Genomic DNA, 14,572 nt, shown 5'->3' on the forward strand with positions numbered 1-14,572 from the left:
ACGGGGCGGGCCGTGGTGGCACCCCACTAAAGTGAATCGCGTCATTCAGCCCGGTCCGAGCCGTTTCCGGCTCCCCCGGCTGACCTTGGCCGTCCGCGGCCGTTCCCGGCTTGTCGAGAGGTGACCATTCATGAGTGTCCGTCCGCCGCTGCCGTACGAGTTCCTGCCGCAGGTGCCCTCCTTCCCGCTGACCAGCGAGGACATCACCGAAGGCGGCACGCTGGCCAAGGAGTTCATCTACTCCGGCGGCAACCTCTCGCCGCAGCTGGCCTGGTCCGGCCTGCCGGAGGGCACCCGGTCCATCGCCGTCACCTGCTACGACCCGGACGCCCCGACCGGTTCCGGCTGGTGGCACTGGCTCGCCCTCAACCTGCCCGCCGGCACGGCGGCCCTGGCGCGCGGCGCCGGTTCGTCCGACGCCGACCTGCCCGGCGAGGCGTCCTTCCACGCCCGCAACGACTTCCCCGGCAACAAGTACGACGGTGCCGCCCCGCCGCCCGGCGCCCCGCACCGGTACGCGTTCGCCGTGCACGCGCTGGACGTGGACGCGCTGGACGTCACCGCCGACACGCCGCCGGCCCAGGTCGGCTTCCACATCACCTTCCACACGCTGGCGCGCGCGGTGATCACCGCCGAGTTCGGCGTCTGAGAGTCTTCTCGGATGAACGATCCGGTTGAGGTCTGGCGGCTGCCCGAGCAGGAGTTCAAGGCGGGCCGCCGGGCCTTCGCCTGGACGGTGGGGCCGGCCGGCGAGCTGGTCGTGCTGGTGGTGTCCGAGGAACAGCTGTCGAACGCCTACGGCTGGGTGCGCCTCGAACTGCCCTGCGACGCCGAGTTGGTCACGGTGACGCCCGAGGGCGAGTGGCGGATGCAGTTGCGCGGCGTCACCGTCCACCCGGACCACCTGGCGATGCTGCCCGGCGGCCGGACCCTGGTGGTGTGCGCCGGCGCCGACGAGCTGGCGGACGGGTGGGAGCGCAACGCCGTCGTGCACGGGCCCGACGGCCTGCCCGCCCGGGAGCTGACGCTCGGACACTGCATCCAGGCGCTGGTGACCGACCGCGACGGCCGGATCTGGATGGCCTACGGCGACGAGGGCGTCCACGGCGACCACCCCGCCTCGCAGACCGGGCTGCACGGGATGGACACGGCCGGCCGCACGGTGTGGAGCCCGGAGCGGGGCGAGCTGCCCGGGTACCCGCTGGAGGGGCTCGCCGCCGCCACCGAGGGCCGGGCCGTCTGGCTGGCCTGGTACCCGGACACCAAGGGGAGCTTCCTCACCCGGGTCGATCCCGCGGGCGGGCCTTCGTCGTCGCTGCCGCTCCCGGTGCGCGAGCCGGTCGGGTTCGCCGTCCGCGGCGACCGGGCGGTCTTCCTGGACCACCGGTCCGGGCTGCTCTGGGCCGAACGTGTCGGAGCGGGCTGGAAGGAGCTCCGGCGCGCGCCGCTCGGCCTGCCGGGCGAGCTCGACCGGCAGCGGGCGTACGGGCGCAACGGGGAGCTGTGGTTCCGGTCGGGGAACGGCTGGTACCGGGTGGCGGCCTGACCGGGCCCCGGGGCCCGTCCTCGCATCCCTAGCCGCCGTTGTCCGCCGCCCGGTTGGCGCGGGCGGCGAGGGCGCGCAGGTGAGCGTGCATCTCCGGGGGGTCGTGCACCTCGAACTCGCAGCCCAGCATGAGCAGGCGCATCGCCAGGTAGTCCAGCGAGTCGGCCCGGGAGCGGAGGCGGCAGCTCTTGTCGTCGAGCGGTTCGACCGTGGTGTCGTTGGCGTGGCTGATCCAGCGCTCGACCTCGGAGGCGGGCATGTGCAGGGTCGCCACCAGGGTGTGGACGGCCGCCGGCCGGCGGAGCTTGCTCGCCACGTACGCGGCCGCGTCCTCGGCGGGGAGTTCGCGCGGGGTGAAGCGGGCTCCGGTGGCGAACGGCTCGCTGATCCGGTCCACCCGGAAGAGCCGCCAGTCGTCGCGGTCGAGGTCGAACCCGACCAGGTACCAGCGCCGCCCGGCGGAGACCAGGCGGTCGGGCTCGACCTGGCGGCGGGTCTCGGCGCCGTCGGCGGCCCGGTAGCCGAAGCGGAGCCGCTCGCGGGCGGCGACGGCGCCCGCGAGCACGGTGAGGTCCTCGGGGTCGACGGTCGCCCCGTCGCCGGTGAGCAGCGGGACGGTGGCCGCGTTCAGCGTGCCGACCCGGTGGCGCAGGCGGCCCGGCAGCACCTGGAGCAGTTTGCCGAGCGCGCGGACGGACGCCTCCTCGATGCCGACCACGGCGTGCCCGGCCGCCGCCCGGAGGCCGACCGCGATGGCCACCGCCTCCTCGTCGTCCAGCAGCAGCGGCGGCATGGCCGTCCCCGCAACCAGCCGGTAGCCGCCGATCGCGCCCATCGTCGCCTGCACCGGGTAGCCCAGCTCGCGCAGCCGGTCGATGTCGCGCCGGATCGTCCGCGGGCTGACCTGGAGGCGCTCGGCCAGCTCGCTGCCGGGCCACTCGCGCGGGGTCTGGAGGAGGGAGAGCAGGTTCAGCAGCCGTGCCGGGGTGTCCGTCATGGCCTCCAGGATGCCGGACAACGCGGACAGGATCTGACCTACATCCCCCCTATCGTCGACGACGTGCCGAAGAGCGAGGTAGCGGAGGAGAGCGTGATGGCTGTAGTGGAACCGGGGGTGGTGTCCGACCGGCGGAGGTGGATAGCACTGGCGATCGTGATGACGGCCTCGTTCATGGACCTGGTGGACGTCACCATCGTGAACATCGCCGTCCCGAGCATCCAGGCGGACACCGGTGCCTCGTTCAGCGCCGTCCAGTGGGTGACCGGCGGCTACGCGCTGGCGTTCGCGATCGGGCTGATCACCGGCGGGCGGCTGGGCGACATCTACGGCCGCAAGCGGCTCTTCCTGATCGGCATCGGCGGGTTCACCGTCGCCTCCGCACTGTGCGGCCTGGCGAGCGGCGCCGAGATGCTGGTCGCGATGCGGGTGGTGCAGGGCGGGACGGCCGCGCTGATGGTCCCGCAGGTGCTGTCGATCATCCACGCGACCTTCCCGGCGGAGGAGCGCGGCAAGGTGTTCGGCCTGTTCGGCGCGGTGGTCGGCCTCGGCGCCGTCTCCGGCCCGCTGATCGGCGCGCTGCTCACCGAGTGGGACCTCTTCGGCCTGGCCTGGCGGCCGATCTTCCTGATCAACCTGCCGGTCGGCATCGCCGGCCTGCTGCTCGGCCGCGCGTTCATCGGGGAGTCGCGGGCGGAGAAGGCGCTGAAGCTGGACCTGGTGGGCGTGCTGCTGGTCAGTGTCGGCCTGCTGATGCTGATCTACCCGCTCACCCACGGCCGGGAGGCCGGCTGGCCGCTCTGGGGCTACCTGTCGATGGCCGGTTCGCTGCCGGTGTTCGCGCTGTTCGTCGCCTACGAGCGGGTCAAGACGCGCAAGGACGGCTCGCCGCTGGTGGAGCTGTCGCTGTTCCGGGTGAAGAGCTTCGCGGCCGGCATCGGCGTGCAGCTGACCTTCGGTGTCGCCACCGGCATCTTCTTCCTGGTCTGGACGCTCTACATGCAGCTGGGCCTGGGCTGGAGCCCGCTGAAGGCCGGGACGACCGGCATCCCGTTCTCGATCGCCGTCTCGGTGGCCGCCGGGATCTCGGTGCAGAAGCTGGTGCCGCGCTTCGGGCGCAAGGTGCTCCAGGCGGGCGCGCTGGTGATGGCGGTGGGCGTGGTCACGTACATCTGGGAGGCCGATCGGTACGGGACGGCCATCGCGCCGTGGCAGATGGCGCTGCCGCTGGTGGTGATGGGCCTCGGGATGGGCCTGATCGTCGCGCCGATCACGGACGCCGTCCTGGCGGAGGTGCCGCGCGAGCACGCCGGCTCGGCGTCCGGGCTGATCAACACGGTGAACCAGATGGGGAACGCGCTGGGGCTGGGCCTGGTGTCGGTGGCGTTCTTCGGCCAGATCGACGACGTGATCGCGCCGGAGGCGGTGGGCACCGCGTTCAACGGGGCGTTCGTCCACGCGATGTGGTGGGTCGTGGGGGTGATGGCGGCCGTGTTCCTGCTGATGTGCGCGCTGCCGCGGCGGAAGGCGGCGGCAGCTGCGGACGCCGTCGCGGCGGAGGACCAGGTGCCCGTCCTGGTCTGACGGCCGGTGTGTGAGGGGCCCCGGTCGCGGCGCGGCCGGGGCCCTCGTGCGCTCAGCGCCGTCGTGCGCACACTGGAAGGGCAATGGAGCGGCAGGCGGTGGACTCGTCGGCGCTGCGCTCGGTCGGGTACGACGCGGCGCTGCTCGTGCTGGAGCTGGAGTTCACCGGCGGGCGCGTCTACGTGTACGAGGCCGTGCCCGGGCGGGTGCACCGGGAGTTGATGGCGGCGCAGAGCCACGGGCGGTACTTCGTCCGGGAGGTTCGGGGGCGCTACGCGTACCGGCGCCTGGTCTGAGGCCCGGCGCTGTGCCACCCGCCCCCGGTAGGGCCACCCGTTGCTACGCCACCCGCTGGTAGGTGCTGCCGTCCGTGGGGCGGGTGAGGTGGCCGCCCTCGACCAGGAAGCGGCGCAGGGCCGGGTAGTCGTCGTGGACCGTCCGCAGCACGTCGTTGACCTCGCGTTCGGTGTAGGTGCGGTCCGGCTCGAACAGGGTGCCGGTGAGGTGCGTGAGCAGCTGCTGACGGCGGGCCGCCTTGCGCGGGATCGCGGGCAGGCGGCCGTCGGCGGAGAAGAGGGCGGACACGCCGGGGGCGGGGGCATCGGTCATCCGTCGAGCGTCGCCCGGCGGGTGGTGGGCGGGCAACCCGTTTTCGCCCGTCCGCTACCGCTACCGCGGCCAGTCCGGGGCGGGGTCGGTGGCGAGGAGCGGGCGGAGGGCCCCCAGGACGGCGCCGATGCAGACGTCCCGCAGTTCGGTGCGGGTGCAGGTCTCCTTGGTGAGCCAGTCCACGCAGAGCACCTGGACGAAGACCAGCCAGCTCTTCAGGACCCCGGACACGGCCTCGCGGGCGCCGTCGTCGGCGAGCGGGAGGACGCCCAGCAGCCGGGCGCGGAGGGCGTCCAGCTCGTTGGTCATGATCGTCTGGATCACCGGGTCGCCGGCGAGCACCCGGTTGGCGGCGAGGACGGCGTTGCGGTTGGCGACGAAGTAGTCGAGGTGGGTGTCCATGCCCTGGATCAGCTGCTCGACCAGCGTGTCGGCGGGGTCGAACCGCGTCCCGGCGAGCAGTTGGTCGGCCGCCTGCTGGTAGACCGCCGCGAAGAGCTCCTGCTTGCCGGGGAAGTGCCGGTAGAGCAGCGCGCGCGAGACGCCGGCCTCCGCGGCGACGTCCTCCATCAGCACGTCCTCGTACGGGTGGGCGGCGAAGAGCCGCGCGCCGACGGCGAGGAGCTGGGCGCGGCGGTCGGCGGGGCTGAGCCGTCGGCGGCGAGGGCCCTGTTGGTGGGACGGCACGGGGGAAGGCGCGGGGGAAGACACGAGGGAAGCCTACTTGACACGTGTCTACTAACGGGCGCCTACTTAAGTAGACGTGTGTCAACCAGCTCCGAGAGGTGAGTCGGTCATGACCAGAGCCAAGACGCTGTGGGCGCTCGCGTGGGCGATGGGGGTGGTGGACGTGGCGATCGGGCTCTTCCACGTCCTCGGCGGCAACGCCGCGATCCCGGGTGCGACGGACGCCGGCCCGACGGTCGACAGCATGGGCCGGTTCTTCGGCGCGATCTTCGTCGGGTACGGGCTCGCCTGGATCTGGGCCGCCCGGCAGAAGCCGATCCCTGCGGCGACGGTCCGGCTGCTGACCGGCGTCTTCCTGCTCGGCGCGCTCGGGCGGGTGCTCTCGATCGCGGTGGAGGGGTGGCCGCACGGGTTCCAGACGGGGCTGATGGTGCTCGAATTCGCCCTGTCGGCCCTGTACTTCTGGCTCGCCGACGCCGACGAGAAGGCGGCCGCCGACGCGGACGAGAAGGCGGACGAGAAGGCGGCCGAGAAGGCGGCCGAACCGGCCTGACGGAGCATCCGGAAAATTCTTCGGCAGGCGTGTCACACGCGGGCCGTGCGGCGGGTCAGAGGGGTGGAAGAGCGCGAGAGACCCGCCTGCTGAGGAGAATCCGATGTCCGTCGCCTACGTTGTCGTCACCGTCCTGGCCGCTGTGATGGCGGGCTTCTCGGGCGGGTCGATCTTCGCCCGCGCCGCGTACGTGGTGCAGCCGCTGGCCGACTACGGCGTCCCGCAGTCGTGGTGGAACTGGCTCGGTGCGGCGAAGGCCGCGGGGGCCGTGGGCCTGCTGGTCGGCCTCTTCGTGCCGGTGATCGGGGTGCTCGCCGGGATCGGCCTGGTGCTGTACTTCGCGGGCGCGGCCATCACCGTGGCCCGGGCCCGCTCGTACGGGCACATCCCCTTCCCGCTGATCTACCTGGCGCCGGCCGCCGCCTCGCTGGTGCTGGGCGCCTGACGGGAAGTCACCGCAGACTCACCGCAGCCCGCCCGTGCCCGGCACTCCTCGCGAGCGCCGGGCACGGGCGGGCTGCGGCGTGATCAGACCTTGGCCTTGGCCTCCTTGGCGGCGCGCTTGACCTCCTGCTTGTGGGCGCGGACCTTCTCCAGGGACTCCGGGCCGGTGATGTCCGCGACCGAGTGGTACGACCCCTCCTCGCCGTACGTGCCCGCCGCCTCGCGCCAGCCCTCGGGCTGCACGCCGTACTGCTTGCCGAGGAGGGCGAGGAAGATTTGCGACTTCTGCTTCCCGAACCCGGGGAGGGCGTTGAGGCGACTGAGCAGCTCCCGGCCGGACTTGACGTCCCGCCAGATCCCGGCCGCGTCGCCGTCGTACTGGGCGACGAGGAACTGGCAGAGCTGCTGCACCCGTTTGGCCATCGCGGCCGGGTAGCGGTGGACGGCCGGCTTGTCGGAGAGCAGTGCGACGAACTCCTCCGGGCTGTACACGGCGATCTCGTGCGCGTCGAGGTCGTCGCGCCCGAGCCGCTGCGCGATGGTGAGCGGACCGGTGAACGCCCATTCCATGGGTACCTGCTGATCGAGCAACATCCCGACGAGCGCGGCGAGCGCGCTGCGCCCGAGCAGCGCGTCGGCCTCGGGCTGCTGTGCGAGCCGAACGGTGACGTTCATGGGAAAGCCCTCCTCGAATGTGGAGACTCGGGTCGCGGCCCAGTCTGGTGGACGGGGCAGGAGGGGGCGGGGTCAACACGCCAGGTGGTGATGATTCCTTGGAGTTACTGGTTGGTTCGTTGGCAGAGTTGTTGCGTCGTCGCACATTGCGCGGGGGTATTCGTCTGCCTTTCCCGGCAGGGGCGTGATCAATCGTGTCCGGATCGACTTACTCGGCCTGGTCGGCTTGATCAAGTGCGGGCGGGAATGGTCGATTGACGGCGGAAATGCCAACGGGCTTTCTGTGCGCGGTTGTTGTGGTACGTTCCGTGGCCTAATAGAAAAATAGTCGACCCCGGCGGTGCTACCAACACCCCGGGGCCAGGCACCAGGAGAAGCAACTCCCGATGCACATCCATCGTACCGAACAGGCACGCCACTTCACCGTGCTTCCCAACGGCCTGTTGCAGGACCGGCGGCTCAGCTACACCGCCCGCGGACTGCTCGCCGACCTCCTCTCCCGCCCCGACGGCTGGCGGGAGGACGGGCGGCACATGGCCGACACCAGCCCGCAGGGGCGCGGGCCCGTCCGCCGGGCGCTGAAGGAACTGACCGAGGCCGGGTACTACCGGGTCGAGAAGATCCGGATGCCGGACGGGAGGATCCGCAGCGAGGCCCACGTCTACGACACCCCGCAACGGGCGCTACCGGGTGCCACCCGTCCGGCGGCCGGTGGGGCGGGGGCCGGCTCTGCAGGCCTCCCTGTAGTAAAGAACCGGAAGCAAGAACCCACCCTCCCCGCGGAGTTGGCCGACGACGTCGGCGAGGTCGGGGCGCTCGGGGAGGTCGGGGAGGTCGGAGAACCGGACGAGCGGACCCGGGAGGCGGTGGCCGTGCTGTTCCGGGTGATCCGCCCGGAGCCCCGGTTACGGCTGGGCGAGCCCGAGGCCGTGGCGCTGGCGCCGCTCGTCGCACAGTGGCTGGAGCGGGGCAGTACGGCGGCGGACCTGGCCCGGGCCCTGTTGCCCGCCCTGCCGGTCCCGATGCACTCGGCGGCCGGGGTGCTGCGGTACCGGCTGATGCAGAAGATGCCGCCCGTCCCCGGTGCGGGCCCGCCCCCGGCGGCGCGGCTCGCGGAGTGCGCCGAGTGCCGCGATCCGGTGCCGCAACCGGGCATCTGCGGCGCCTGCGCGGGAGTTGAGCGACGCCCGGTACCCGCCGCCGGAGGAGCGGCGGTCACGTCAGGCGGCGTGGCCCGGGCCCGGGCGATCCTGCTGGCCGGCAAGGCCGCCCTGGCAGGCCCCCGGCCGCCGGGGCTTGCGGCGGCCGGTTGAACAGGTGCGGGGGCCGTATCGGCAGGGATGGGCAATGCCTGATCGAGGAGGTGGGCTCGTGAGCCGGACAGTGATCGATCTGGATGACGAACTGCTCGCGGACGTGGTTCGGGCGCTGCACGTGAGTCCGCAGGTCATGGCGGCGTGACGAGTCCGGGCCGCCGTCACCCCTTCCACGAGCGGGGCAGGGCGGCGGCGGCCGACGGGTGAGGCCTACTCGTCGAAATCGAACATCCAGGCCTGGTCGAGGTTGTCCGACTCCAGCGGACGCAGCGCCGTCATCGGGGGGAAGATCCGGAGCAGGCTGAGGTCCGCCACCAGTTCGACGCCGTCGACCGGGCCGCCGGGGACGACAATATGGAACATGAGCCGCTCGGCGGACTGCCGGAGCTGCCATTCGGTGGCCTGCGAGGAGCCGCGGAGCATCTTGTTGATCTCCGGAACACCGTCGAAGCTGAGGTACGTTCCGTGCCGCAGGTTCTTGATGGTGACATTGCCGTTGGAGAGGCGCACGACGTTCCACTCCTGCTCACCGGGCTGACCGGTCGGCGGCAGGACGACCACAGGGGCCTTCTCCTCCTGGAGCGTCAGGCACTGCTCGCCGCGCTTGGCGATTCCGTAGGGGCCGTTGGGGATCGGAGCCATGGCAGTTGTCTCCTCGGGAGGGGAAGCGTCGGTGCGGTGCTCCAGCCGGAGCGCGCACACACGATCCTTGCCGTGAGACTGTGCTGCGCGTGGTGGACTCGCCCAGCGGTCGTCAGATCGGGTGACGTGGAACGGGGACGGGCGGGCGCGAGGCGGCTGTCAGGCGTCGAACTCGCCGGTGTGGACGGCGGTGAGGAAAGCGGTCCAGGCGGTGGAGGTGAACGTGAGGGCGGGGCCGCTCGGGTCCTTGCTGTCACGCACCGGGACGAGGCCGGGGAATCCGGGGGCCACCTCGATGCACTCGCCGCCGTTGCCGCCGGAGTAGCTGCTCTTGCACCACGTCGCGTTCGTCAGATCGAGGGCTTGGGACACTGTTGCTCAGTCCTCTCATGATGCGGTGGATCAGCTGCAGGGACTCCGAGTCGGACAGAGCTGCTGCCCTGGCCCGATCATAGTGAGCGGCCCAGCGCCGGACCTCCGCCGCATCATCGATGAAGTGGCCTCGGTTCAGGCTCTCCGAGTAGACGCGACGTCGGCCGTTCGGCATCTCCAGGAGAACCATTCCCGGCATCCAGGCACGAGCTGCCGCCCTGTAGGGCAGCACCTGGATGATCACGTTGGGGCGGCTCATCATGTCGACCAGGTGTTGCAGTTGCTCCGCCATGACGTCCGGTTCGCCAATGACTCTTTCGAGGGTCGCCTGTTCGAGAATCGAGATGATCAGGGGGGCCTCATCCGGCAGGAGAAGGAGCCGCTGCCGTTCCATTCGGCCAGTGACCATGTCGTCGATCTCGTTGGGGGCGAGGCCTTCGTTCTCTTCGACGAACAGTGCGCGCATATAGCGTTCGGTTTGCAGCAGGCCTGAGATTCGGCCGGTCTGGAGTTGCCGGATCACCACGGCTTTCGCCTCCGACCTCGCGAACTCCTGGAACCAGTCCGGGTGGTAGTCGTGCAGGTACGGCGCGATCAGCTCGTAGCTCCGCACCAGCTGTCCGCCCGTTCCGAGCGCCCGGTCGAACATCTCCGCGTCCTTGAGCGTCGGCGGTGCCTTGCTCAACTCGAACTGTGACACGCGGGTCTGATGGATGTTCACCAGCCCGGCGACCTCGTCCTGTCGCAGGCCGGCCGCCTGCCGCCAGTGCGCCAGCTCGTCGCCCCAGGTCCGCGGCCGATCGCCCGGATCCACCTTCCTGCGAGCCATGCCGGCTCACCCCCCGCTGTAAGAGCGCCTGAAGTGTCTTGTGGAAACCCTTGGTGATCCCACGGTCACAGACCGACACTTCCTCCGCAAGGGAATCGCGAAAACGCGACGGCTCTCGCGGTCCGCCTGCATTGCCTCCGCCCCGGATCGCCCTCGAACAGTGGAACGGATATGACGAACCCCATCATCGAGCGGAACTTCCCGCCCTGCCTCTGCGCGCACTGCAACGACGCCGTCCCCGAGGTTGGTCTCACCGGCGACGACCTCGCCCCGGCCGCGCCCGCGGCCGTCCCGGGTGCGGTTCCGCCCGTCCTGCCGTATCTCCCCGTCCGCCGGGGCGAGGCCGTCTTTGATGTCCGCAGCGGCCGCTGGGGTGCCTTCATGGCCGTCCACCACGGCGTGGTGTTCCTCCGCCCCTTCGGCGGTGGCGTCGAGTGGGACACCGACCCCCGGTGGCTCTCGCAGCACAAGCCGCCGAAGTCCTCCGTCGTCTCCTGAACCGGCCGACTCCCCACCCGAGGAACCACCATGAGCATCCTGGGCAGGATGACGGCCGACGACCGCCGTCGCGCCGCCGACGCCTTCGACGACTTCCAGGCCACCCTCGCCGCCGCCGGCCTCACCCTCCCCTCGGCGGGCGTGGACTGGCGGTCGGCGCAGACCACCGGGGTCGTGCTGATCGACCTGGGCGCCGTCCGGGCGGACGTCGTCGAGCGGCTCACCGACCTCGTCCGCAGGGGACTTGGCCGGTGAGCCCCGCGTGACGGCTGCTATCCGCGGTCCTCTTCGGGCTTCAGGTGGAGGACCTCGCGGGCCTGGTCCGCGGCGCGGGCGATGCTCTCGCTGACGAAGTCGAGGAAGCGGGCGACGTTCTCCAGGCGGTTTGCGGCCGGGGTGTCGGGTCCGAGGACCTTGACGCCCTGCCGCGCGGTCTCGGCGACCAGGATGGTGCCGCGGACGCTGGCCATCATCGACTGGTACCAGACGTCGTCGTCGACGACGTAGCGCTCGCGGCGGCGTTCGTCGCGTTCCCGGCGCACGAGGCCCTGTTCCTCAAGGAACGCGACGGCCTTGGAGATGGACGCCGGGCTGACCTGGAGGCGCTGGGCCAGTTCTGACGCGGTGAGGCTGCCCGCGTCGTTGGTGCAGAGGGCGGCCAGCACCCGGGCCATCATCTTGGGCGTGCCCGACGCCATGAAGACGGTGGTGAAGGTCTCCTCGAACTCCCGCACCGCCTCGGGGTCGCGTCCGTGGGCCAGTTCGGGTGCCTGCGGCTGCCGGGGGGCGGCCTGCCTGCGCTGGTGGGCGCGGCGTTCGGTGGCGCGGTGGGCCAGGTCGGCGCGGTAGCCGGTGGGGCCGCCGTTGCGCATCACCTCGCGCGTGATGGTCGAGGTGGGGCGGTCGAGACGCCTGGCGATCTCCGCGTAGGCGAGCCCGTCGCCCACCCCCAGCGCGATCTGCTGGCGTTCCTGCTGGGTGAGCCTGCCTCCCGGCATCGCGATCTCCCTTCGAGCTTGCCTGATGCGCCTCAGCATAGCGTTCACTGTGGGTCCAATGCAACGAATTGGACAACTGGCGTTGCGTTAGATTCAGGACTGTTGCAACGAAATTCCTGCTCCGACCTGCACCGATGCTGATTCTGTGCAACGAAGTGATTGCGTGATCCTTGAACGCAACGTAGCTTTTGCGAAGTCGGAAACAACGAGTGCAGGAGAGCACGATGCAGAAGTTCCAGACCCCCGCCCCGATCACCGCCGTCCTCGACATCCCCGCGGGACGCATCCAGGTCATCGCCGCCGAGCGGGCCGACGCCATCGTCGAGATCCTGCCGGCCAACTCCTCCAAGAACCGTGATGTCCAGGCCGCCGAGCAGACCACCGTGGCCTACGCCGACGGCGTCCTGCGGATCCTCACCCCGCCGGCCAAGAACCAGCTCCTCGGCCCCTCCGGATCGCTGGAGGTCACCGTCAAGCTCCCCGCCGGCTCCCGCATCGAGGCGAAGACGGCCTGCACCGAGTTCCGCGCCGTCGGACGGCTCGGCGACGTCGACTTCGAAGGCGCGTACCGCCAGATCAAGATCGACCAGGCCGCCGGCCTCCGCCTCACCGCGGTCGACGGCGACGTCGAGGTCGGCCGGCTGGGCGGTCCCGCCGAGATCACCACCGCGAGGGGCGGCATCCGGATCGCGGAGGCCGCGGGCGGGACGGTCGTGCTCAGCACCCAGTCCGGCGACATCTCGGTCGGAGCCGCCGCCGGCGTCTCCGCCTCCCTGGACGCGGGCACCGGCTACGGCCGCATCACCAACGCCCTCAAGAACGACGGCACCCCCGGCCTGGAGATCCGCGCCACCACGTCCTACGGCGACATCGACGCCCGCAGCCTCTGAACTCCCCGAAGGAGCACCGATCATGACCAACCTGGCCATCGCGGCGAACGGACTGCGCAAGTCCTACGGCGACAAGACCGTGCTCGACGGCGTCGACCTCGCCGTCCCCGAAGGGACGATCTTCTCCCTGCTCGGCCCGAACGGCGCCGGCAAGACCACCGCCGTGAAGATCCTCTCCACCCTCATCTCGGCCGGCCCCGGCTCCGGTGACATCCACATCGGCGGCCACAACGTGGCCACCAACCCCCAGGCGGTCCGCGCCGCGATCGGCGTCACCGGCCAGTTCTCGGCCGTCGACGGTCTGATCACCGGCGAGGAGAACATGCTCCTCATGGCGGACCTGCACCACCTCTCCCGCAGCGAGGGCCGCCGCACCACCGCCGCCCTGCTGGAGCGCTTCGACCTCGTCGAGGCCGCGAAGAAGCCCGCCTCCACCTACTCAGGCGGCATGAAGCGCCGCCTGGACATCGCCATGACGCTGGTCGGCGGCCCGCGGATCATCTTCCTCGACGAGCCGACCACCGGCCTCGACCCGCGCAGCCGCCACAACATGTGGCAGATCATCCGCGAGCTCGTCTCCGACGGCGTCACCGTCTTCCTCACCACCCAGTACCTGGAGGAGGCCGACGAACTCGCCGACCGCATCGCGGTGCTGAACGACGGCAGGATCGCCGCCGAGGGCACCGCCGAGGAACTGAAGCGGCTCGTCCCCGGCGGACACGTCCGGCTCCGCTTCACCGACCCGGCCGCCTACCAGCGCGCCGCCCTCGCCCTGGCCGGGGCCACCCGCAACGACGAGACGCTGTCGCTCCAGGCCCCCAGCGACGGCAGCCAGCGCGAGCTGCGCTCCATCCTCGACCGGCTGGACTCCGCCGGCGTCGAGGCGGACGAACTGACCGTGCACACCCCCGACCTCGACGACGTGTTCTTCGCCCTCACCGGCGGCGCCCGCATCCCCAGCCAGACCAAGGAGACCGTCCGATGAGCTCCCTCTCCCTCGCCCTGCGCGACTCGTCCACCATGCTGCGCCGCAACCTCCTGCACGCCCGGCGCTACCCGTCCCTCACCCTGAACCTGCTGCTCACCCCGGTGATGCTGCTGCTGCTCTTCGTCTACATCTTCGGCGACACGATGAGCGCGGGCATCGGCGGCGGCCACGCCGACCGCTCCGCGTACATCGCCTACGTCGTCCCGGGTCTGCTGCTGATGACCATCGGCAGCACCGTGATCGGGACGGCGGTGTCCGTCTCCAACGACATGAGCGAGGGCATCATCGCCCGCTTCCGCACGATGGCGATCCACCGCCCCTCGGTGCTCGTCGGGCACGTCGTCGGCAGCGTGCTGCAGTCGGTCATGAGCGTGGTCCTCGTGGGCGCCGTCGGCGTGGCCATCGGCTTCCGGTCCACGGACGCGACCGTCCTGGAGTGGCTGGCGGCGTTCGGGCTGCTGGTGCTCTTCGCCACGGCGCTCACCTGGATCGCGGTCGGCATGGGCCTGGTCAGCCCGAACGCCGAGGCCGCCAGCAACAACGCGATGCCGCTGATCCTGCTGCCGCTCCTGTCCAGCGCCTTCACCCCGGTCCACTCCATGCCCGGCTGGTTCCAGCCGATCGCCGAGTACCAGCCCTTCACGCCCGCCATCGAGACCCTCCGGGGCCTGCTGCTCGGCAGCGAGATCGGCCACAACGGCTGGCTCGCCGTCGCCTGGTGCGTGGGCCTCGCGGTCCTCGGGTACTTCTGGTCGACCTCGACCTTCAACCGCGACCCGAAGTAGCCGGCGTGACGGCACTGGCCGCATCCCGCAGATCTTCCAGCCTTCCGCAGCTCGTCCCGCCCGGGGCGGCGTACTCCGACACCACGTCGGTGCACGCCGCCCCGTCGGCGTTCCCGGCCGTCGCTCGCCCCTCGGGCTGTGCGGGGGCCGGTGGGACGA

The 14,572-nt window shown here is 71.2% G+C and carries 20 protein-coding genes; 12 read left to right on the forward strand and 8 right to left on the reverse strand.

Annotated elements, in window-relative coordinates; translation table 11 throughout:
• Positions 1 to 130 precede the first annotated feature (130 nt).
• Positions 131 to 649, forward strand: coding sequence for a YbhB/YbcL family Raf kinase inhibitor-like protein (locus ACFC1F_RS15185; protein ID WP_376158525.1), 519 nt, complete (start codon positions 131 to 133; stop codon positions 647 to 649).
• Between the two features lie 12 nt (positions 650 to 661).
• Entirely contained in the window at positions 662 to 1,546 is an 885-nt protein-coding gene (locus ACFC1F_RS15190) for a hypothetical protein (protein ID WP_376158527.1), read from the forward strand.
• Positions 1,547 to 1,574: 28 nt separating this feature from the next.
• On the opposite strand, the gene ACFC1F_RS15195 is transcribed toward ACFC1F_RS15190, so the two are convergent.
• Positions 1,575 to 2,543 carry a helix-turn-helix transcriptional regulator gene (locus ACFC1F_RS15195; protein ID WP_376158529.1) on the reverse strand — a complete coding sequence of 323 codons (969 nt, stop codon included), beginning with the start codon at positions 2,541 to 2,543 and terminating at the stop codon, positions 1,575 to 1,577.
• Positions 2,544 to 2,639: 96 nt separating this feature from the next.
• Here ACFC1F_RS15195 and ACFC1F_RS15200 point away from each other — a divergent pair, with 96 nt between their 5' ends.
• Both ACFC1F_RS15200 and ACFC1F_RS15205 read left to right on the forward strand, forming a co-directional pair.
• Positions 2,640 to 4,127, forward strand: coding sequence for an MFS transporter (locus ACFC1F_RS15200; RefSeq protein WP_376158531.1), 1,488 nt, complete (start codon positions 2,640 to 2,642; stop codon positions 4,125 to 4,127).
• An 83-nt stretch (positions 4,128 to 4,210) separates the two neighbouring features.
• A complete protein-coding gene (locus ACFC1F_RS15205; RefSeq protein WP_376158533.1) occupies positions 4,211 to 4,423 on the forward strand; it encodes a KTSC domain-containing protein in 213 nt (70 codons plus the stop codon).
• Between the two features lie 43 nt (positions 4,424 to 4,466).
• Here ACFC1F_RS15205 and ACFC1F_RS15210 read toward each other — a convergent pair whose 3' ends face one another.
• Positions 4,467 to 4,736 (reverse strand): DUF2087 domain-containing protein, encoded by a 270-nt coding sequence (locus tag ACFC1F_RS15210; RefSeq protein ID WP_376158535.1) that lies wholly within the window; start codon positions 4,734 to 4,736, stop codon positions 4,467 to 4,469.
• 60 nt (positions 4,737 to 4,796) lie between these two features.
• Complete coding sequence (locus ACFC1F_RS15215) at positions 4,797 to 5,447, reverse strand: TetR/AcrR family transcriptional regulator (protein WP_376158537.1); 651 nt, start codon at positions 5,445 to 5,447, stop codon at positions 4,797 to 4,799.
• An 85-nt stretch (positions 5,448 to 5,532) separates the two neighbouring features.
• Here ACFC1F_RS15215 and ACFC1F_RS15220 point away from each other — a divergent pair, with 85 nt between their 5' ends.
• A complete protein-coding gene (locus tag ACFC1F_RS15220; RefSeq protein ID WP_376158539.1) occupies positions 5,533 to 5,976 on the forward strand; it encodes a DUF4345 domain-containing protein in 444 nt (147 codons plus the stop codon).
• A gap of 103 nt (positions 5,977 to 6,079) precedes the next feature.
• Positions 6,080 to 6,421, forward strand: coding sequence for a DoxX family protein (locus tag ACFC1F_RS15225; RefSeq protein WP_209416415.1), 342 nt, complete (start codon positions 6,080 to 6,082; stop codon positions 6,419 to 6,421).
• An 83-nt stretch (positions 6,422 to 6,504) separates the two neighbouring features.
• Here the strand turns inward: ACFC1F_RS15225 and ACFC1F_RS15230 are convergent, their stop codons facing one another.
• Positions 6,505 to 7,095 (reverse strand): HhH-GPD-type base excision DNA repair protein, encoded by a 591-nt coding sequence (locus ACFC1F_RS15230; RefSeq protein ID WP_209416414.1) that lies wholly within the window; start codon positions 7,093 to 7,095, stop codon positions 6,505 to 6,507.
• Positions 7,096 to 7,481: 386 nt separating this feature from the next.
• On the opposite strand from ACFC1F_RS15230, the gene ACFC1F_RS15235 reads away from it, so the two are divergent.
• A complete protein-coding gene (locus ACFC1F_RS15235; protein ID WP_376158541.1) occupies positions 7,482 to 8,408 on the forward strand; it encodes a hypothetical protein in 927 nt (308 codons plus the stop codon).
• A gap of 213 nt (positions 8,409 to 8,621) precedes the next feature.
• Here ACFC1F_RS15235 and ACFC1F_RS15240 read toward each other — a convergent pair whose 3' ends face one another.
• From ACFC1F_RS15240 to ACFC1F_RS15250, 3 genes are all read right to left on the reverse strand, one after another.
• Positions 8,622 to 9,053, reverse strand: coding sequence for a hypothetical protein (locus ACFC1F_RS15240; protein ID WP_376158543.1), 432 nt, complete (start codon positions 9,051 to 9,053; stop codon positions 8,622 to 8,624).
• 159 nt (positions 9,054 to 9,212) lie between these two features.
• Positions 9,213 to 9,344 (reverse strand): DUF397 domain-containing protein, encoded by a 132-nt coding sequence (locus ACFC1F_RS15245; RefSeq protein ID WP_307853443.1) that lies wholly within the window; start codon positions 9,342 to 9,344, stop codon positions 9,213 to 9,215.
• The gene (locus tag ACFC1F_RS15250) at positions 9,307 to 10,254 is read right to left on the reverse strand and encodes a helix-turn-helix domain-containing protein (RefSeq protein WP_376158545.1); all 948 of its coding nucleotides are present in this window, start codon (positions 10,252 to 10,254) and stop codon (positions 9,307 to 9,309) included. The genes ACFC1F_RS15245 and ACFC1F_RS15250 overlap by 38 nt, the downstream gene beginning before the upstream one ends.
• A gap of 171 nt (positions 10,255 to 10,425) precedes the next feature.
• Here ACFC1F_RS15250 and ACFC1F_RS15255 point away from each other — a divergent pair, with 171 nt between their 5' ends.
• Together ACFC1F_RS15255 and ACFC1F_RS15260 are read left to right on the forward strand one after the other, a co-directional pair.
• A complete protein-coding gene (locus ACFC1F_RS15255) occupies positions 10,426 to 10,752 on the forward strand; it encodes a hypothetical protein (protein ID WP_376158547.1) in 327 nt (108 codons plus the stop codon).
• Between the two features lie 30 nt (positions 10,753 to 10,782).
• Positions 10,783 to 11,007, forward strand: coding sequence for a hypothetical protein (locus tag ACFC1F_RS15260; RefSeq protein WP_376158549.1), 225 nt, complete (start codon positions 10,783 to 10,785; stop codon positions 11,005 to 11,007).
• Between the two features lie 17 nt (positions 11,008 to 11,024).
• Here the strand turns inward: ACFC1F_RS15260 and ACFC1F_RS15265 are convergent, their stop codons facing one another.
• On the reverse strand, positions 11,025 to 11,750 hold the full coding sequence (locus ACFC1F_RS15265) for a helix-turn-helix domain-containing protein (protein ID WP_209416401.1): 726 nt from the start codon (positions 11,748 to 11,750) through the stop codon (positions 11,025 to 11,027).
• Between the two features lie 224 nt (positions 11,751 to 11,974).
• Between ACFC1F_RS15265 and ACFC1F_RS15270 the strand changes: the two genes are divergently transcribed.
• Genes ACFC1F_RS15270 through ACFC1F_RS15280 form a run of 3 tightly spaced genes read left to right on the forward strand, consistent with a single transcriptional unit; the run spans position 11,975 to position 14,413 of the window.
• Positions 11,975 to 12,640, forward strand: a complete 666-nt coding sequence (locus tag ACFC1F_RS15270) for a DUF4097 family beta strand repeat-containing protein (RefSeq protein WP_376158551.1) — start codon at positions 11,975 to 11,977, stop codon at positions 12,638 to 12,640.
• Positions 12,641 to 12,662: 22 nt separating this feature from the next.
• A complete protein-coding gene (locus ACFC1F_RS15275) occupies positions 12,663 to 13,625 on the forward strand; it encodes an ATP-binding cassette domain-containing protein (RefSeq protein ID WP_376158553.1) in 963 nt (320 codons plus the stop codon).
• Positions 13,622 to 14,413, forward strand: a complete 792-nt coding sequence (locus ACFC1F_RS15280) for an ABC transporter permease (RefSeq protein WP_209416396.1) — start codon at positions 13,622 to 13,624, stop codon at positions 14,411 to 14,413. Before ACFC1F_RS15275 ends, ACFC1F_RS15280 begins: the two co-directional genes overlap by 4 nt.
• Positions 14,414 to 14,572 lie beyond the last annotated feature (159 nt).

Source organism: Kitasatospora sp. NPDC056181 (assembly GCF_042266225.1).
In the GTDB taxonomy this organism is placed as follows: Bacteria; Actinomycetota; Actinomycetes; order Streptomycetales; family Streptomycetaceae; genus Kitasatospora.